17 protein-coding genes are annotated in these 18,580 nt (G+C 67.6%); 10 read left to right on the forward strand and 7 right to left on the reverse strand.

Translation table 11 applies throughout. The features are described from left to right. Positions 1-2: 2 nt before the first annotated feature. On the reverse strand, positions 3-347 hold the full coding sequence (locus AC5QAB_RS08135; protein ID WP_495233326.1) for a type II toxin-antitoxin system RelE/ParE family toxin: 345 nt from the start codon (positions 345-347) through the stop codon (positions 3-5). Between the two features lie 112 nt (positions 348-459). Then, positions 460-2,745, reverse strand: a complete 2,286-nt coding sequence (gene clpA, locus AC5QAB_RS08140) for an ATP-dependent Clp protease ATP-binding subunit ClpA (RefSeq protein ID WP_032961881.1) — start codon at positions 2,743-2,745, stop codon at positions 460-462. Positions 2,746-2,883: 138 nt separating this feature from the next. On the opposite strand from clpA, the gene AC5QAB_RS08145 reads away from it, so the two are divergent. Next, positions 2,884-3,696, forward strand: coding sequence for an APH(6) family putative aminoglycoside O-phosphotransferase (locus AC5QAB_RS08145; RefSeq protein ID WP_100450014.1), 813 nt, complete (start codon positions 2,884-2,886; stop codon positions 3,694-3,696). Between the two features lie 161 nt (positions 3,697-3,857). On the opposite strand, the gene clpS is transcribed toward AC5QAB_RS08145, so the two are convergent. Continuing rightward, on the reverse strand, positions 3,858-4,184 hold the full coding sequence (gene clpS / locus AC5QAB_RS08150) for an ATP-dependent Clp protease adapter ClpS (RefSeq protein ID WP_005416477.1): 327 nt from the start codon (positions 4,182-4,184) through the stop codon (positions 3,858-3,860). Between the two features lie 112 nt (positions 4,185-4,296). Between clpS and AC5QAB_RS08155 the strand changes: the two genes are divergently transcribed. The 7 genes from AC5QAB_RS08155 (at position 4,297) to AC5QAB_RS08185 (ending at position 9,280) form a co-directional block, all read left to right on the forward strand. Further along, on the forward strand, positions 4,297-4,770 hold the full coding sequence (locus AC5QAB_RS08155; RefSeq protein WP_014647079.1) for a hypothetical protein: 474 nt from the start codon (positions 4,297-4,299) through the stop codon (positions 4,768-4,770). 1 nt (position 4,771) lies between these two features. Beyond that, on the forward strand, positions 4,772-5,233 hold the full coding sequence (locus AC5QAB_RS08160) for an NUDIX domain-containing protein (protein ID WP_197561070.1): 462 nt from the start codon (positions 4,772-4,774) through the stop codon (positions 5,231-5,233). Continuing rightward, positions 5,230-6,372 carry a tRNA 2-thiouridine(34) synthase MnmA gene (mnmA, locus tag AC5QAB_RS08165; protein ID WP_049403980.1) on the forward strand — a complete coding sequence of 381 codons (1,143 nt, stop codon included), beginning with the start codon at positions 5,230-5,232 and terminating at the stop codon, positions 6,370-6,372. Before AC5QAB_RS08160 ends, mnmA begins: the two co-directional genes overlap by 4 nt. Further along, a complete protein-coding gene (gene hflD, locus AC5QAB_RS08170; RefSeq protein ID WP_032961893.1) occupies positions 6,369-6,983 on the forward strand; it encodes a high frequency lysogenization protein HflD in 615 nt (204 codons plus the stop codon). Before mnmA ends, hflD begins: the two co-directional genes overlap by 4 nt. 218 nt (positions 6,984-7,201) lie before the next feature. After that, positions 7,202-8,392: a methyl-accepting chemotaxis protein gene (locus tag AC5QAB_RS08175; protein ID WP_197561068.1), complete on the forward strand. Its 1,191-nt coding sequence runs from the start codon at positions 7,202-7,204 to the stop codon at positions 8,390-8,392. Between the two features lie 98 nt (positions 8,393-8,490). After that, positions 8,491-8,706, forward strand: a complete 216-nt coding sequence (locus AC5QAB_RS08180) for a hypothetical protein (RefSeq protein WP_197561067.1) — start codon at positions 8,491-8,493, stop codon at positions 8,704-8,706. Positions 8,707-8,773: 67 nt separating this feature from the next. Beyond that, a complete protein-coding gene (locus tag AC5QAB_RS08185; protein ID WP_197561066.1) occupies positions 8,774-9,280 on the forward strand; it encodes a hypothetical protein in 507 nt (168 codons plus the stop codon). A 124-nt stretch (positions 9,281-9,404) separates the two neighbouring features. On the opposite strand, the gene AC5QAB_RS08190 is transcribed toward AC5QAB_RS08185, so the two are convergent. Continuing rightward, positions 9,405-12,164: a bifunctional diguanylate cyclase/phosphodiesterase gene (locus AC5QAB_RS08190; RefSeq protein ID WP_197561064.1), complete on the reverse strand. Its 2,760-nt coding sequence runs from the start codon at positions 12,162-12,164 to the stop codon at positions 9,405-9,407. A 130-nt stretch (positions 12,165-12,294) separates the two neighbouring features. Between AC5QAB_RS08190 and AC5QAB_RS08195 the strand changes: the two genes are divergently transcribed. Together AC5QAB_RS08195 and AC5QAB_RS08200 are read left to right on the forward strand one after the other, a co-directional pair. Beyond that, positions 12,295-14,397 (forward strand): PAS domain-containing sensor histidine kinase, encoded by a 2,103-nt coding sequence (locus tag AC5QAB_RS08195; RefSeq protein WP_495233327.1) that lies wholly within the window; start codon positions 12,295-12,297, stop codon positions 14,395-14,397. Positions 14,398-14,401: 4 nt separating this feature from the next. Next, entirely contained in the window at positions 14,402-16,174 is a 1,773-nt protein-coding gene (locus AC5QAB_RS08200) for an EAL domain-containing protein (RefSeq protein ID WP_014647070.1), read from the forward strand. Positions 16,175-16,582: 408 nt separating this feature from the next. Here the strand turns inward: AC5QAB_RS08200 and AC5QAB_RS08205 are convergent, their stop codons facing one another. The 3 genes from AC5QAB_RS08205 to flgM form a co-directional block, all read right to left on the reverse strand. Further along, on the reverse strand, positions 16,583-17,803 hold the full coding sequence (locus AC5QAB_RS08205) for an ATP-binding protein (RefSeq protein WP_014647069.1): 1,221 nt from the start codon (positions 17,801-17,803) through the stop codon (positions 16,583-16,585). Between the two features lie 91 nt (positions 17,804-17,894). Beyond that, positions 17,895-18,233, reverse strand: coding sequence for a FlgN family protein (locus tag AC5QAB_RS08210; RefSeq protein ID WP_014037132.1), 339 nt, complete (start codon positions 18,231-18,233; stop codon positions 17,895-17,897). Further along, the gene (flgM, locus tag AC5QAB_RS08215) at positions 18,230-18,535 is read right to left on the reverse strand and encodes a flagellar biosynthesis anti-sigma factor FlgM (RefSeq protein WP_014647067.1); all 306 of its coding nucleotides are present in this window, start codon (positions 18,533-18,535) and stop codon (positions 18,230-18,232) included. The genes AC5QAB_RS08210 and flgM overlap by 4 nt, the downstream gene beginning before the upstream one ends. Positions 18,536-18,580: the final 45 nt, after the last annotated feature.

The following is an 18,580-nucleotide window of genomic DNA, read 5'->3' on the forward strand; positions in this document are numbered from 1 at the left end:
CCTCAGTGATAGTCCGGGTAGTCCAGCAGCTCCACGTCGCCACCGGTGAAACGGAAGGTGATCCGCCAGTTCCCATTGACCCACACAGACCAATGCCCCTTCAGGTCGCCGCGCAGCTTGTGGAGGCGCAATCCAGGCATGGCGAGATCCTCGGGACCTGACGCCACATCCAGGATCGACAGGATCATCAGCACTCTGCTGGTGTGACTGTGCCGGACCCCGCTGCTGCTACCGGAACGGTAGAGCCGCTCGAGGCGCTTCTGGCGAAAACCGATGATCATCACTGTATCCCGTATCGTTGCGCGATACAAATGAAGCAATGCCCCATCGCGCTCACGGAACAGCATTGATGCCTCCGTACCCTCTCAGCAAGGCCGCAGGCGACAGGCCCAAAACAACCAAGGGCGGCCGAAGCCGCCCTTGTCATTTCAGGTCCGCCGGGCCAGGCCCGGCGTCAGCTCACTCCACGGTGACCGGCAGCAGGCGCTCCGGCTCGGCCTGGGTCTCGACGACCAGCTCGTCGTCGCGGACATCGATGTTCACCTTGCCGCCGTTGACCAGTTTGCCGAACAGCAGCTCGTCGGCCAGAGGACGCTTGATCTTGTCCTGGATCACGCGGGCCATCGGGCGCGCACCCATCAGCGGGTCGAAGCCGTGGTGAGCCAGCCAGTCGCGCGCGGTCGGCGTGGCCGACAGGCTGACGTGCTTGTCCTGCAGCAGCATCTCCAGCTCGATCAGGAACTTGTCGACCACGCGCAGGATGTGCTCGAAGCCCAGCGCCTGGAACTGCACCACCGCATCGAGTCGGTTGCGGAATTCCGGGGTGAAGCTGCGGCGGATGGTCTCCATCGCGTCGGTGGCATGGTCCTGCTTGGTGAAGCCGATCGAGCGCCGCGAGGCCTGCGCCGCGCCGGCATTGGTGGTCATCACCAGCACTACGTTCTTGAAGTTGGCCTCACGCCCGTTGGTATCGGTCAGCACGCCGCGGTCCATCACCTGCAACAGGATGTTGAAGATGTCCGGGTGCGCCTTTTCGATTTCGTCCAGCAGCAGCACGCAGTGCGGCGTCTTGACGATCTTTTCGGTCAGCAGGCCGCCCTGGTCGAAGCCGACATAGCCCGGAGGGGCACCGATCAGGCGGCTGATCGAATGCGGCTCCATGTATTCGGACATGTCGAAGCGGACCAGCTCGATGCCCAGCTGCAGCGCCAGCTGCTTGGTCACCTCGGTCTTGCCGACACCGGTCGGGCCGGCGAACAGGAAGTTGCCGATCGGCTTTTCCGGGTTGCCCAGACCCGAACGGGCCAGCTTGATCGCCGAGGACAGCGTCTCGATGGCCGGGTCCTGGCCGAAGATCACCATCTTCAGGTTGCGCTCCAGGTGCTGCAGCACATCCTTGTCGGTGGCACTGACCTGCTTGGTCGGGATGCGCGCCATCTTGGCCACGATCGCCTCCACTTCCTCGACGTCGATCAGCTCCTTGCGCTGGCCTTCCGGCAGCAGCCGCTGGCGGGCACCGGCCTCATCGATCACGTCGATGGCCTTGTCCGGCAGCAGGCGGTCGCCGATGTGCTTCACCGACAGATCCACCGCCGCCTGCAGCGCTTCGTCCGAATAGGTCACGCCGTGGTGCAGCTCGTACTTGGACTTCAGGCCCTGCAGGATCTCGTAGGTCTCGCCCACGGTCGGCTCGACGATGTCGATCTTCTGGAAGCGGCGGGCCAGCGCCCGGTCCTTCTCGAAGATGCCGCGGTACTCCTGGAAGGTGGTCGAGCCGATGCAGCGCAGCTCGCCGGAGGCCAGCGCCGGCTTGATCAGGTTGGACGCATCCATGGTGCCACCCGAGGCCGAACCGGCACCGATGATGGTATGGATCTCGTCGATGAACAGCACCGCATTGGGGACCTTCTTCAGTGCGGTCAGCACGCTCTTCAGGCGCTTCTCGAAGTCGCCGCGGTACTTGGTGCCAGCCACCAGCGCGCCCAGGTCCAGCGAGTAGATCACCGCGTCGGCCAGCACGTCGGGCACCGAGCCCTCGACGATGCGGCGGGCCAGGCCCTCGGCAATCGCGGTCTTGCCCACGCCGGCCTCGCCCACGTACAGCGGGTTGTTCTTGCGGCGGCGGCACAGGACCTGGATGGTGCGCTCGATCTCGTCGGCACGGCCGACCAGCGGATCGATGCGGCCCGACCGCGCCTGTTCGTTGAGGTTGCTGGCGAACTCGGTCAGGGCATCACCCTTCGGCTCGCCCTCCCCGCCTTCGATGCGGCCTTCGCCCTCGGAGGAGGAGGACGGCTGCTCGCCTTCCTCGCCCAGCTTGGCGATGCCATGGGACAGGTAATTGACCACGTCCAGACGGGTCACGTCCTGCTGGTTGAGGTAATAGACGGCATGGGAGTCCTTTTCGCCGAAGATGGCGACCAGCACGTTGGCGCCGGTGACCTCCTTCTTGCCCGAGGACTGCACGTGGTACACGGCCCGCTGCAGCACGCGCTGGAAGCCCAGGGTCGGTTGGGTATCACGGCCGTCATCTTCGGCCAGGCGGGACACGGAAGCCTCGATGGCCTGCTCCAGCTCCTGGCGCAGGCGTTCGGCGTCGGCACCACAGGCCTTCAGTACGGCCTGGGCGGACGGGTTGTCGAGCAGTGCCAACAGCAGGTGTTCGACCGTCATGAATTCATGCCGGGCCTCACGGGCGCGCTTGTAGCACTGGCCGATGGTGTGTTCGAGGTCTTTGCTGAACATGGATTACTCCGGCGGCAGATGGGGACAATATGCGGCCTGACTACGCGATTTCCATCACCCTAGCGGATTGCTGCGTTCAGATGGCGTTAGCAGTGCAGATCGCTTGATCTTCATTCACTCCAGGACAGCCCACCCAGCATGAGCGAACCCTACCTGAGCCGCTGGCGATTGCGGCGTGATGGCGCGGCCATCGAGACGCCCCACGCCCAGCTCTGGCCGGTGCTGACCGCCGACGGCGAACCGGCGATGCTGAAGGTCAGCAGCGAAACCGAGGAGCAGAACGGCCATCGCCTGCTGCGCTGGTGGGACGGCGATGGTGCCGCCCGCCTGCTGGCCCACGAGGGGCCGGCGATCCTGATCGAGCGCGCCGGCGGCGATTCGCTGCGGCAACGTTCGATCGAGGGCGACGATGATGCGTGTACCACGATCCTGTGCCAGGTCCTGCGGCAGCTGCACCGGCCACGGAGCGCGCCGCCAGCGGAACTGGTCTGCCTGCGTACATGGTTCGCCGACCTGCTGCAGCCAAGGGCCGCGCTGCCGCCACTGCTGGAACAGTGCAGATCACTGGCGGAGCGGGTGTTGCAGGAAGAACGCGAGATCCGGCCGCTGCACGGCGACCTGCACCACGACAACGTGCTGGATTTCGGCGCGCGTGGCTGGCTGGCGATCGACCCGAAGCGGCTGCTGGGCGACCGCGCGTTCGACTACACGACGATGTTCAGCAACCCGGACCTCTGTGGCCCGGGCATCCATGTGGCCACCCGGCCCGAGCGGTTTGCCGCCCGGCTGCAACAGGTAAGCGCACTGGCCGGCCTGGAACGCACGCGCCTGCTGCGCTGGATCGCGGCCAGCACTGCGCTGTCGGCAGTGTGGTTCAGGGATGACGGCGCCCCCGCCGACGTCGACGAGACGGTGGCGCGGATGGCGCTGGAGGCGTTGGCGGAGGCGTGACCTCCGCGCGTGGTGGGCGCACTCCATCCGGGATCATTGCGCCGGGACGAAAAGCAGCCGAGCATGGGCTCGGCTCTACAGGTTTCTGCCTTGGTAGGTGCCCACCTTGGTGGGCACGCCGTGTTCGGAGTCGATGTACCCGGACGAGGATCGGCAGCCGGTCAGGCCTTTTCCATCGTGCACAGCAGCGGGTGCTGGTTCATCCGCGAATACTCGTTGACCTGGGCAACCTTGGTCTCGGCGACCTCGCGGGTGAACACCCCGCAGACGCCGCGGCCGCGGGTATGGACGTGCAGCATCACCTGCGTGGCCTTGTCCAGGTCCATGCTGAAGAACTGCTGCAGCACATCCACCACGAAATCCATCGGGGTGTAGTCATCGTTGAGCAGCATCACCTGATAGAACGGCGGCGGCGCCACTTCCGGGCGCGCGGGCTCCACGGCAACGCCGTGCTCGTGCTGGGAATCGGGGGAGGACTCATGGGGCATCCGTCCATTATAGGGGTAGCGCCGGACCTGCGTCGGCCCGCCGCGGATTGGACGGCACGCACGCCCAACGTCACAATTGCAGCTTCTTTCAACACTGCTTCACAGGATCTTCATGAAAAGGACCCTTCTGCCCGCCCTGCTGATCACCCTGGCCGCTGCCGGTGCTGCCACCGCCGCGCCCCAGGCCGACAAGTCCGTGGCGCGCCACCTGGACAAGCTGGGCTATACCTACGAAGTCGACGAGGATGGCGACTACCGCATGGTCTTCGACGTCGAGGGTGACCGCACCCAGATGGTCTACGTGCGCTCGGCGGTGGAAGACTTCGGCAGCCACAACATCCGCGAGATCTGGTCGCCGGCCTACAGCGCCAAGACCAAGCAGTTCCCGGTGGCCGTGGCCAATCGCCTGCTGGAAGATTCGCAGGACGCCAAGATGGGCGGCTGGGTAAAGCAGGACACCACCGCCATGTTCGTGGTGAAGATCGACGCCGATGCCACCGCCGACCAGCTCAGCGACGCCATCGATGCGGCCATCCGCACCGCCGACGCGATGGAGCTGGAACTGACCAAGAAGGACGAGTTCTGAGTTGAACGCCACGCCGGACCCGCGCTGGGCACCGCACGCCACCGTTGCCACCGTGGTGATCGACGGCGGCCGCGTGCTGCTGGTCGAGGAGACCATTGACGGCCGCCAGGTGCTGAACCAGCCGGCCGGCCACCTCGAGCCGGGCGAAAGCCTGGCCGAGGCCGCCCTGCGCGAGACCCGCGAGGAAACCGGCTGGACGGTGCAGCTGACCCACTTCATCGGCTGCTACCAGTGGACTGCCGGCGACGGCACGGCCTTCCTGCGCTTCTGCTACGCGGCGCACCCGGTTTCGCACGATCCGGCGCAGCCGCTGGACACCGGCATCGACCGCGCGCTGTGGCTGACCCCGGCCGAGCTGCAGGCCGCAGGCGAGCGCCAGCGCAGCCCGCTGGTGTGGCAGGTGGTGGCGGATTACCTGGGTGGCCAGCGCCACCCGCTTTCGCTGGTCCGGGACGTCGCATGAGCACTCCACGTGTGATGGTGGGCGTCTCCGGTGGCGTCGATTCCTCGGTCGCCGCTTGGCGCCTGGTACAGCAGGGCGAGGCCGTGGCCGGCCTGTTCATGCAGAACTGGGCCGACGATGGCAGCGGTGATTGCCGCGCCGAGGATGACCGTCGCGACGCGGTGGCCGTGTGCGGCCTGCTGGGCATCCCGTTCCACTTCCGCGACTTCTCCAGCGAGTACTGGCAGGGCGTGTTCGAGCACTTCCTGGCCGAGTACGCGGCCGGCCGCACCCCGAATCCGGACGTGCTGTGCAACCGTGAAGTGAAGTTCAAGCATTTCCTGGACGCCGCCCGCGAGCTGGGCGCCGAGCGCATCGCCACCGGCCATTACGCACGGGTGACCCAGCGCGGCCACCAGTGGCTGCTGCTGCGCGGCGCCGATCGATCCAAGGACCAGAGCTACTTCCTGCATCAACTGGGCCAGGAACAGCTGGCAGCCACCCTGTTCCCGATCGGCGACCTTGAAAAGAGCGACCTGCGCCGGATCGCGCGCGACGTCGGCCTGCCGACCCACGCCAAGAAGGACTCCACCGGCATCTGTTTCATCGGCGAGCGCGACTTCCGTGAGTTCCTCGGCCGCTATCTGCCGGCCAAGCCCGGCCAGATCCTCGACCCGGCCGACGGCAGCGTGATTGCCGAACACCCGGGCGTGTTCTATTTCACCCTGGGCCAGCGCGAGGGCCTGAACATCGGCGGCGTGCGTGGCCGCCCGGCCGCGCCGTGGTACGTGGTTGGCAAGGATGTGGCCAGCAACGTGCTGTACGTGGACCAGGACCGCGACAGCAAGTGGATGCTGTCCGACCGCCTGCGTTCGGAAACCGCGCACTGGATCGCCGGCTCACCGCCGGCACGGCGCTTCGAATGCACCGCCCAGACCCGCTACCGCCAGCCCGACGAGCCGTGTACGGTCCAGGTGCTGGACGATGGCAGCGTGCTGGTCACCTTTGCGCGCCCGCAGCGTGCCGTTACCCCTGGTCAATCGCTGGTGCTGTATGACGGTGATGTGTGCCTGGGCGGCGCGGTGATCGCCGCCACCGATGCGCCGCTGGAACAACGCCTGCGCACCACCCCCTCCCCTTTTGAGGTAATCGCTGCATGAGTTTCACTGTCGACGACCGCGTCCTGGCCCTGGCCGGCATTGCCCAGGCCCTGCAGCAGGTGCGCCGCATCGCCGATACCGGCCATTCCGACGCCGCCGCCGTGCGCACCGCCGTGGACAGCGTGTTCCGCGTCGATGCGTCCTCGCCGCAGGCGGTGTTCGGTGACCGTCATGCACTGAAGTCCGGCCTGCGCCTGCTGCACAACTACTTCCGCAGCCAGGGCCAGGACCCGATCCTGCCCAAGCTGGCCCTGTCGGTGCTGCAGCTGGAACGCCGCTTCGTGCAGGATGGGGCGACCGTGAACAAGGTCGCCTCGGGCATCGAGCGCGCCCAGCGCCAGGCCACCGAACTGGGCGACAGTGGCCACCCGGACGTACTGGCCAACCTCGGCGGCCTGTATGCCGACACCATCAGCCACCTGAAACCGCGGGTGATGGTGCAGGGCAACCCGCACTACCTGGGCCAGGCCGGCGTGGTGGCGGAGATCCGTGCCCTGCTGCTGGCCGCGGTGCGTTCGGCGGTGTTGTGGCGCCAGCTGGGCGGCAGCTACTGGGACTTCCTGTTCAGCCGCAAGGCGATGATCGAGGCCGTGGACCGCCTGCTGGCCTGAGGGTGTGGGGTCAGAGCCCTTTCCCATGGAAAAGGGATCCGACCCCGTTGCGCCTGCCCAAGGGGTCGGATCCCTTTCCGGCACGGAAAGGGCTCTGACCCCGAGGCCGCCAAGGCGCCGGAAAACCGGCGCATTCAGAATGCACTTCGAGGCACATCGACGTTAAAGAGAAAGGGGGTACGGCCGATACATCCTCCGTGCACCTCCCGAGAACGTCCATGTACTCACGCATTTTCATCCGTCTGGCCGCCCCCCTGGCTCTGACCCTGCTGCTCCCCTTCGCCATCGGTTTCGAATGGCCGGCCGCCCTGCGCTGGGCGATCCTGACCACGATGACGCTGAGCTGGCTCGGCTTTGCGTGGTGGACCACCCGCGCACAGGCACATCGTTCCCCCGAGCACGCCCGTGTCCTGCGCGAACAGGACCAGCTGCTGACCGAGCTGCGCAACTTCGTCGGCAACGAGATCGACGGTTCGCGTGGCGAAGTGGAACGCGCCCGTGACCTGATCCGCCAGGCCGTCTCCAGCCTGGGCGGCAGCTTCGATGCCATGAACCGCAAGTCGCGCCAGCAGAGCCAGGCCCTGTCGCGCATCGTCGACCGCGCCGGTGATGAAGGCAATGCCGGCCTCGACGTCGCCCGTTTCGCCCAGCACGCCAGCCATCGCATGGAACAGCTGGTGGAAGCGCTGGAACAGGTGAGCGGCCAGAGCAGCACCACCGTGCAGCACATCGACCAGATGGCGCAGCACCTGGATGGCATCTTCGCGCTGCTGGAAGACGTCAAGTCGATCGCCGACCAGACCAACCTTCTGGCGCTGAACGCGGCCATCGAAGCGGCGCGCGCCGGTGAAGCCGGTCGTGGCTTCGCCGTGGTCGCCGACGAAGTGCGCAACCTGTCCGAGCGCTCGACCACCTTCAACGAGCAGATCCGCAAGCTGGCGCACAGCTCCAAGGACGCCATTGCCAAGGTGCGCGAGACGGTCTCGCACATGGCCTCGCGCGATATGGACCGCTCCCGCGAAGCCCGCCAGGAAGCGGCAGCGATGCTCGACAACGTCGCGCAGATCAACGCCTCGCTGGGCGACGGCATGCGCGAAGTGTCCGAGTGCGCCCGTGCGATCGATGGCAGCGTGGCCGAAGCCGTGCGCGCCCTGCAGTTCGAAGACATCGCCACTCAGGCCCTGGGCGGCGTGCACACCCATCTGGACCGCCTGACTGCCATCAACCGCGAAGCGGTGGCCCTGCAGGAGCTGCTGCACCGCAATGGCGGCGTGTTCGACGAAGAGATTGCCAGCGCGCTGCAGCGCACCGGCAACCGCCTGCGCGAACTGCGCAGCGAATGGGAACGCCCGCCGCACAAGCCGGTCGCCCAGCAGACCATGGGCGCTGGCACGGTCGAGCTGTTCTGATCCTGATGTCTGCTGCCCTCGCCGGCAGCCCGCAAGGCCCCGGTTCGCCCGGGGCCTTTGCCTGTAACCCGCCATTGGATGCATCCTGTACGCGCACCATGACCCTGATCCGCGCCCTGCCCGCCCTCACCGACACCGAGCGCCCGCGCAATGCGAGCGCGCGTGAGCAGCTGCAGCGGCTGGAAGACGTGGCCCGCGAGGAACTGCTCGAACTGCAGCAGCTGGCCGATGCGCGCCCCACCCCCTCCAGAGCCGACGATGAACTGCTGGGCCTGGCATGGGACCTGGGCCTGGATGGCGAAGCCCTGAAGTAGATCCACGTCCTGCGTGGATGGGCCGTCCCGCATGGCATGATCCACCGGTCCCGTTCATGGAAGACCGATGGCCATCGCCCTGATCGCAGTGCTCCTCATCGAAGCCGTCCTTCTGATGGCCTGGGTGGCCGGCTATTTCAGCTGGGGCATCACCCTGTTCAACGAACGCATCGCGGCGTCACCGGCCATGCAGGCCCGGCTCTCGCTGGGCAGCCTGGAACGTGACCTGCCGCAGGACAAGTGGCTGCGACTGGCCTTCCATGCGCTGCCCGATGGCAGCATGGCGTTCCGCGAGAGCTTCGCACCGAGCTTCGGCCTGCGCTACTTCCCGGTGATGCGTGGACGCATCGTTCTCAACGCGCGACGGCACGAGGTGCGGGTGATCGGCCTGTGCAGCTGGTTCGTGGCAATCCTGTCGCTGCTGCTGTTGCCACTGGTGGCGATGCGCCCGATGGTGGCACCGATGCTGCTGGTGCTGCCGCTGTTCCTGGCCAGCTATCTGGTCCAGAAGCGGCGCTATGCGGCCATCGTCGAGGCCCTGCGCATGCAGTTGAAGGCGGAGTTTCCCAGGTAGTTCCACGCCATGCGTGGATGATCGCGAGCGCCAGGGCATCCGTGCCGACCAACGGTCGGCACCCACCAGAGCTGGGCGCACCAGAGTCAGGCCACACCGCGCCGGCATCCGCCAGCGCAGACCCTCAGCGCACCAGCACCGCTTCGCCGCTGGCGTCGGTGCGCATTGGCGCCGGGCGCTGCTGGCGCAGCCACTGCGCCAGATCACGCGGGCTGAGCGGGCGCGAGTACAGGTAGCCCTGGATCTCGTCGCAGCCCTGGCGGCGCAGCATGTCTTCTTCCTGGTGGGTTTCCACGCCTTCGGCCACCACCTTCATGCCCAGCGCGTGGCCCAGGTGGACGATGGCCTGGGTGACTTCGGCCGTGCCCGAATCATGCAGCATGCCCTGCACGAAACTGCGGTCGATCTTCAGGCGCCCCACCGGGAAGCGATTGAGGTAATTGAGGTTGGAGAAGCCGGTGCCGAAGTCATCCACCGCCAGCGGCACGCCGTGCCGTTCCAGCACGTCGAAGCAATGGCGCAGGATGTCGGTATCACGGATCAGCGCCGACTCGGTCAGCTCCAGTTCCAGCCGTTGCGGCGGCCAGCCATGGGCATGGCAGATCTCGATCACGCGCTCGGCGAAGCCGCGATCACGCAGCTGCACCGCCGACACGTTGACCGCGATGCGATCAAAGTGCAGTCCGGCACGGTCCCAGGCGGTCGCCTGGCGGCAGGCCTCGTTCAGCACCCAGTCGCCGATGCGCACGATCTCGCCGCACTTTTCGGCAATGGGAATGAACTCGGCCGGGCTGCAGTAGCCGATGCCGGGGCGGTGCCAGCGCAACAGTGCCTCGATCGCCGGTGGCTCGCCGTGGTGGGCGTGCAGCAGCGGCTGGTAGGCCAGGCTGAACTCGTCGCGCTCGATCGCCCCATGCAGGGCATGCTCGACGTCCAGCCGGCGCTGGATGCGGGCCAGGGCGTCCTGGCTGTAGTACTGGTAGGTGTTGCGCCCGGCTTCCTTGGCCGCATACATCGCGGCGTCGGCCGCGCGCAGCAGTGAGTCGAAATCGGTCTGCGCATCGCCCAGCATCGCGATGCCGACGCTGGCGCCGACTTTCAACGTGGTCTCGCCACGGCGCAGCGGCTCAGCCAGCGAGGCAATCAGCTTGCGGGCGACATGACCGGCATCTTCCGGCTCGGCCAGGTCGCGCAGCACCACGATGAACTCATCGCCACTGAAGCGGCCGAACAGGTCGTTGTTGCGCAGGTTCTGGTGCAGGCGGGTGGCTGCGGCCTTCAGCAGCGCATCGCCGGTGGCGTGGCCGAAGCTGTCGTTGATGGTCTTGAAGCCGTCCAGGTCGATGAACAGCATGGCCAGCGAGGTTCCGCGGTCGCGTGCTTCCTCGATGGCTTCGGCGGTCTGTTCGCCGAGCAGTACGCGATTGGGCAGGCCGGTCAGCAGGTCGTAGTGGGCCAGCAGTTCGATGCGCTCGTTGGCTTCGCGCTCGCGGGTGATGTCACGGAACAGGACAACGAACCGCGGCGGCAGGCCGTCACGGCGGTCCAGTTCGATCAGCACCTGCACCCAGACGCGCAGGCCGGACTGGCGGTAGAAGCACAGGTCCAGCTGCTCGGGCAGGCCGCCGTTGGCGATCCGGGCGAGCGCCGCCTCGAACGCGTTGCGCGAGTCCTCCGTGTACAGCGCCAGCGCCTGGTCGAGGGTGATCGGTTCCTTGCGCAGGCCATGGATGCGGTAGCACTCCTCGGTCCATTGCATGCTGCGGGTCTGCACTTCGATCTCGCAGCCGCCGATGCGGCCCAGCGCGGAGACCCGGTTCAGCAGTTCGGTGCGCCAGCGGATCAACGCATCGGTCTGGTGCTGTTCGGTGATGTTCTGTACCTGGCCGAGCAGGCGCTTGGGTTGCCCGTCCATGTCCAGCAGCGGCTGCATCCATAGCCGCAGGTGCTGCGAAGGCTCATGGCCGCGGGTCAGCTCCAGCTCGAGGTTGGCAGCGCGGCCATCGCGCCACAACCGCCGCCATGCCGCGCGCAGCGCGCCGCGGGAGCGTGGATGCAGCTGCTTCAGCCACCGCCGCTGGCCCGGAACGGCGCCCTGCTCCAGTGCCAGCAGCGAACGCAGTTCCGGCGACCACCAGAAATGCCCGCTGTTGGGATCAAACGACCAGCTGCCCATGCTGGCGATGCGCTGGGCCTCGCTCAGGTGCAGCTGCTGTTCCTGCAGCAGCGATTCGAGCTGCTTCTGCTGCTCGATATCGGTATGCGTGCCGACCATGCGCAGGGGCTGGCCATCGGCGGTGCGAGCGACCACGCGGCCGCGATCGAGCACCCAACGCCACTGGCCATCGGCCTGGCGGAAACGGAACTGTGCGCTGTACTGCTCGCTGTGCCCGCGCAGGTGCTCGTCGAGCGCGGCGCGCACCTGGGCGATGTCCTCGCCGTGCACGCGAGACAGCAATTCAGTGGCGGTCTCGTCGCCCAGCGCCGGCGTGCGCGCCACCCGGTCACTGGGGATGTCCCAGTCCCACAGGCTGTGGCCGGCGCTGTCCAGTGCCAGCTCCCAGCGCCCGCCCGCATCGACCGGCACCGGCTCGGGAATGCTCAGGGTGAACGCCAGCAGGTTGCCGGCACCGTCGTGCACCGCACGCAGGTGACCGTCGTAGTGCCCCCGCGGGCCGCCCGGCAGCGTGCAGGCGACGATGCCACCATCGGCAGCCATCAGGCGCAGATCTTCCAGCATCGGCGCATAGGCCGCCACGGTGGCCGGCAGGCCATGCACGCGCGCGGCCGGATTGGCCGCCAGCGGGCGCCCGGCACGGTCGACGATGACCAGCGCCGACGCAAGCGGGTGCTGCAGCAGGCTGGCGATGATCCCTTGGTCCACGCGATTTTGCTCCGGATGACACGCCCGTCAGCGGGGCACGCAGTGGTTAACGGCGCCTGCGGCGGATAATTGAGTGGTCACGGCACGCTGCGGGGTAAGATGACCGGCGCCCCTGTCACCCGCCCCGTCCATGCCCGCAGAACCGACCGGCAACGCCCCAGTTCCCGACCCGCGGATGGCGCAGGCGCTGAGCCGTGACCGGCGCCGGGTGGTGCTGAGCTATCTGGTGATGGCGCTGGCCTGGATGATCTCCACCGACAGCGTGGTGCAGGCGCTGGTGCCCGATCCGCAGCGGGCGGCCCTGTGGCAGGGCCTGAAGGGCTCGTTCTTCGCGCTGGCCAGCGCGGGCCTGCTCTATCTGCTGCTGCGCCCGCTGGCCGAACACGTGCTGCATACCCATGCGCGCCAGCAGGCCTCCGAGCTGCGCCTGCGGCAGATGTTCGAGGGCAACCCCGGGCCGATCCTCGTCTACGACCTGGACACGCTGGCGATCCTCGATGCCAACCCCGCCGCCTGCAGCGCCTTCGGCTGGGACCGCGACGAGCTGCTGGAACAGACCATCGATGCCTTGTGGCCGCCGCGCCAGGACCAGGCCCTGCAGACCAAGCTGGAGGCGATCCGCGAGGCGCCCGAGGAGCTGTGCATCCTGCGCGCTCAGCTGCAGCTGCGCGATGGCGCGCTGCGGCAGATGGAGCTGCGCTCCAACGCCATCAGCTACGACGGCCACAACGCCCGCCTGCTGATCGCCATCGACCGCACCGCCGAGGATCTGGCCCAGCTGCGCCGCGACCAGGCGTTGGCCCGGGTGGAGGAAGCCCATGAGCTGGCCCGCATCGGCGCCTGGGAACTGGACCCGTCCACCGGGCTGGGCCGCTATTCCAACCAGGTCTATCGCCTGCTCGGCCGCCGCCCGCCCGAGGCCCGGCGCTGGCACCGCTTCGATGAGCTGCTGGTGCCGGCCGACCCGGCCACCGCCACCCAGACCGAACAGCTGCTGGCCGAACTGTGCTCCGGCGAGCCGGTACAGGTGGACGTGCTGCTGCCGCTGCTGTCGATGGACGGCCGTGCATTGATGGTGCACCTGCGGGCGGCCAGCGGTATCGACGAAGCCGGCCGCAGCCGCGTGCTGGGCACGCTGCAGGACGTGACCGAGCGCGAGCAGTCGCGGCGCCTGCTGCGCGAGCGCGAGGAACAGTTCCGCGAGCTGGTGCGGGTGCTGCCCGACGGCGTGGTGATCCTCTCCGACGAGCACGTGCTGTACGCCAACGCCTGGGCTGCCGGCCTGTTCGGCTACGGCAGCCACACCCTGCTGGGCGAGCCGCTGTCGGCACTGGTCGCTGCCGCCGACCTGCCACGGGTGCGCAGCCAGCTGCGCGCCGGCCAGCCACACCTGGGGCCGGGCCACAGCAGCGTGGTGGCCATGCAGCGTGCCGACGGCCGCAGCTTCCATGCCGGTCTGGCGGTGGGCGAAGTGCGCTACGGCGGTCGTGACTGCAAGCTGCTGATCGTACGCGACCTGAGCGATTCCGAACGCACCCGCAGGGCGCTGGAAACCAGCAATCGCGAGCTGCAGGCGATGGCCGGGCGGCTGTTCTCGCTGCAGGAGGACGAGCGTCGCGCGATCTCGCGCGACCTGCACGATGACATCGGCCAGGCCATTACCGCGATCAAGCTGTCGGCGCATGCGGCGCAGGATGAGGACGATCCGAAGCGTCGTGGCGAGGACCTGGCGCAGATCGTCAGCCTGGCCGACACCACCGTGGCCAAGCTGCGCGACATCTCCACCCTGCTGCGCCCGCCACAGCTGGATGCACTGGGCCTGGAGGCGGCGCTGAGCTGGCAGGCGCGGGTGCTGTTCCGCTCTTCGCCGGTGGAGCTGCTGGCCGAGATCGAGCCGCTGCCGCACCGCCCCGACAACAGCATCGAACAAGCCTGCTTCCGCATCGCACAGGAAAGCCTGACCAATGCGCTGCGCCATGCGCGCGCCAGCCAGGTCCTGCTGCAGCTGCGCGACGTCAGCCAGCGTGGCCTGCACCTGCAGATCCGCGATGATGGTGAAGGCTTCGATCCGGACGGCCCGCGCGGCCTCGGCCTGATCGTGATGCGCGAGCGCGCGCAGAGCGTCGGTGGCCACGTGCGGATCGAATCCGCGCATGGCGAGGGCACCCTGATCGACGTCCACCTCCCCTACCAGGCGACCAGCATGGCCGCCGTCGATTCACCGGAATACTGAGCCTATGTGGAATCCCAACCTGCCCCCGGTCAGCATCGATGATGCCCCCGACCGCCTTGGCGCCGGCAACCCCGAGCTGCAGGCGATGGTTGCCGAGGCGGCCTCGGGCGGCATCGCGCTGATGCTGATGCACGTGGACATCGACCACTTCGCATCGGTCAACGAGAACATGAGTGCCGAAGTGGGCGATCAGGCGCTGGTACTGGTGGCGCAGCGCCTGCAGTCCTACCTGCGCGGGCGTGGCAAGCTGTGGCGGCATGGCAGCGACGAGTTCCTGATCGCGGTGCCCCGCACCGCGGACCTGCCGCTGCCGGAGGACTTCGCTGAAGAGATCCGCCAGCAGATGGAACTGCCGCTGTCGGTGCTTCCATACACGCTGTTCATGACCGGCAAGCTGGGCGTGAGCCTGTGCCCGGAACATGCCAGCAGCGCCTCGCGCCTGCTCGACCATGCCGAAGATGCGCTGTACCAGGCCGCCCGCGAAGGCGGCAATGCCGTGCGCATCCATGCCGTGGACACCCCGCCGAGCGCGCACAGCGAGAGCATCATCGCGCGCCAGATCGTCGATGCCATTCCCAATGGCGAGCTGAAGCTGCGTTACCAGCCGCTGGTGAGCGCCCGCGACGGCCACGTGGTCGGCATGGAAGCGCTGCTGCGCTGGCAGTCGCCGACCCTGGGCATGCTGGTGCCGGAGCGCTTCATGCGCACCGCCGAGCGCCTGGGCATCATCGTGCAGATCGGCACCTGGGTGCTGGAAGGCGCATTGAAGCAGGCGCGGTTGTGGCGCGACCAGGGCTTTGATGACTTCACCATCGCGGTGAACGTGTCCACCCTGCAGCTGCTGCGGCCGAATTTCTTCGCCGAGGTGATGTCCCTGCTGCAGGCCGCGGGCGTGCCGGCGCACATGCTGACGCTGGAGATCAACGAGAGCGCGCTGACCAACAACGTCAATTTCGTCCATGAAACGCTGGCCAACCTGCGCAACGAAGGCATCAGCCTGAGCCTGGACAACTTCGGCACCGGCGATTCCAGCCTCAGCGCGCTGGTGCGCTACCCGGTGGACAAGCTGAAGATCGACCGCAGCTTCATCAAGAGCGCACCGGCTGGCAATCGCGAAGCAGCCATTGCCCGCGCGATCATTGCCATGGGCCACCAGCTGGGCATGACCGTGATTGCCAACGGCGTGGAATCGCAGGCCCAACTGGGCTTCCTGCGCCGCAACGACTGCGATGTGTTCCAGGGCTACCTGTTCGGCGAGCCGATGTCGGCCGATGCCGCCGGCATGACCCTGCGCCGCCGCTACCTGCGCCCGGAAGCCTTCGCCGAAACGCGCCCGGACCGGACGCTGCTGCTGCTGGATGACGAGGAGAACGTGCTGCGCTCGCTGGTGCGCCTGTTCCGCCGCGACGGCTACCGCATCCTGGCCGCTGGCAACGTGCGCGACGCCTTTGATCTGCTGGCGATCAACGACGTGCAGGTGATCCTGTCCGACCAGCGCATGAGCGACATGAGCGGCACCGAGTTCCTGGGCCGGGTGAAGATGCTGTACCCGGATACGATCCGCCTGGTGCTGTCGGGCTACACCGATCTGAACACGGTGACCGATGCGATCAACCGCGGCGCGATCTATCGCTTCCTGACCAAGCCGTGGAACGACGACGAGCTGCGCAAGCACATCCACCAGGCGTTCCGCACGTACGAAGAACAGCGCCGCAGCAATGCCGGTCCGGCACCGGTGGAAACCGGGGATGGTGGCGAGGATCGACCGCTGCGGTGATGATCGGGTAGAGCCGGCCGCTGGCCGGCTGCCTTGGGTGCCCGGCTTCAATGAGGTTGCCGGCCAGCGGCCGGCACTACCGTCGATTGGCCCCGGTAGAGCCGGCCGCTGGCTGGCTGCCCTGGGTGTCCGGTTTCCGTGAGGTTGCCGGCCAGCGGCCGGCACTACCGATTGGCCCCGGTAGAGCCGGCCGCTGGCCGGCTGCTCTGGGTGGCCGGGTTCAATGAGGTTGCCGGCCAGCGGCCGGCACTACCGATTGGCCCCGGTAGAGCCGGCCGCTGGCTGGCTGCCCTGGGTGTCCGGTTTCAATGAGGTTGCCGGCCAGCGGCCGGCACTACCATCGATCGGCCCCGGTAGAGCCGGCCGCTGGCCGGCTGCTCTGGGTGTCCGGTTCCACTTCGGAAGCGGTCAGCGCGGCTGCTTCACCGGCAGCACCACGCGGAAGCGCGAGCCCACGCCCGGGGTGCTGTCCAGGTCGATGCGGCCGTGATGCTTGTTGATGATGCTGTAGGAGATCGACAGGCCCAGACCGGTGCCACTGCCGACCGGCTTGGTGGTGAAGAACGGATCGAAGATGCGCTGGCGCAGTTCCGGCGAGATGCCGCCGCCGGTGTCTTCGAATTCAACCCACACGTGATCGCCATCAACGCCGGTGCGCACGGTGATCGTGCCGCGCTCGGCGATGGCATGGCCAGCGTTGAGCAACAGGTTCATGTAGACCTGGTTCAACTCCGACGGCAGGCACTCCACCAGCGGCAACTGGCCGAATTCGCGTACCAGGGTGACCTTGTACTTGAGTTCGTTCCAGATGATGTTGATGGTCGATTCCAGGCCCGCGTGCAGGTCGACCAGCTTCCACGATTCGTCGCGACCGGAATACGAGAAGTCCTTCAGGTCGCGCACGATGCGGGTAACGCGCTCGATGCCTTCGCGCGATTCGGCCATCAGCTGCGGCAGGTCGCGGCTGATGAAGTCGATGTCCAGGCGGTCACGGATGTCATCGATTTCCGGGATCAGTGCCTTCGGGTCCGGCGCGCGCAGGGCGCGCTCGTAGGCTTCGATCACGGTGAACAGGCTGCGCAGGTACTCCTGCAGGCTGCCCAGGTTGGAGTGCACGTAACCGATCGGGTTGTTGATCTCGTGGGCGACGCCGGCGGCGAGCTGGCCGATCGAGGCCATCTTCTCCGACTGCAGCAGCTTTTCCTGGGTGCCATTGAGGCGCAGGTAGGCCTGGCGCAGCTCGGCGTGGCGCTGCTGCAGTTCGCGCTCGTAGTCTTCCTGCCCTTCGATGTGGCGGAACAACGCAAGGAAATGCCCTTCGCCGACCGGACCATGGTGGTACAGGTGGGCGATGACCACGCCCTCGCCCAGCGGCAGGCTGCCATTCCAGTGGCCATGCTGGCGGGCCTGCTCCAGTGCATCAGGGGGGAGCAGCTCGCGCAGCCGCTGCGGCGGCGGCAATCCGCCGTCCGAGCCACTGGCCAGCAGGTTCTGCGCGGCCGGGTTGGCCAGGGCCACCTGCCCGTCTTCAGTGAACAGCAGCAGGCCTTCGCGCAGGCGCTCAAGGAGGGCCTGCAGCACCGGCTGCGGCGGAAGGGGGGCGGTAACCAGGGCGTTGGCAGCGGACACGGCGACTCGGGGCGTTCGAACAGGCGCCCAATATACGCGGTCATGCAGCGGGCTTCAGCCCACCGGGAGGGGGTGTGCGACCGCCGTCGCGTCAGGCGACGGCGAGTGGCCGGCCGATGCTGACCGTGTGCGACTGGCCCTTGGCATCGTAGGCCGAGGCATCTTCGGTACGGCCGAGCTGGCGCAGCGCCCAGTTCACCTCGCGGCGACGGCGCGACAGCAGCACGCCGTTGGCGCGGTTGCGCTCGGCCAGTTCCTGCAGCTGTTCGCCCTCGCCCACCGGCGGCGCGCCTTCCAGCGCACGCAGCGCTTCCAGCTTGGCGCCGGTGGCCCGGATCAGGGCGTGCACGTCGTGCTCGACCAGGGCCTGGCGCTCAACGTCCAGGGCCTGGGCGAGGCGCTGCAGCGGCTCGCTCATCGCCGCAGTCATCCGTGCAGCTGCTGGTCCAGATCGAGCATGCGCGATGCGATCGCGTCCGGATTGATCTTGTAGGTGCCGTTCTGCAGTGACTCGCGCACGGCCGCCACGCGCTGGGCGTCGATCGCCGGGGCGGTGGTCAGCTCACGCTCGATGGCCTGCAGGTTGGTGGCCTCGCCGGTCAGGCGCAGGCTGTCGGCCGCCTCGACCGGGCGCGCCGCCGCATCGGTGCTGACGCCGGGCTTGCTGGCCGGGGTCGTCACGCTGCGCAGTGCCTGGGGGACCTGCAGGTTGCCGTCGATTTTCTGGCTCATGGGGTGTCCTGGAGTTGCCGTTCACAAGGGATAACGGCCGCAGGG

The organism is Stenotrophomonas sp. YJH_SMC_127, assembly GCF_059372445.1.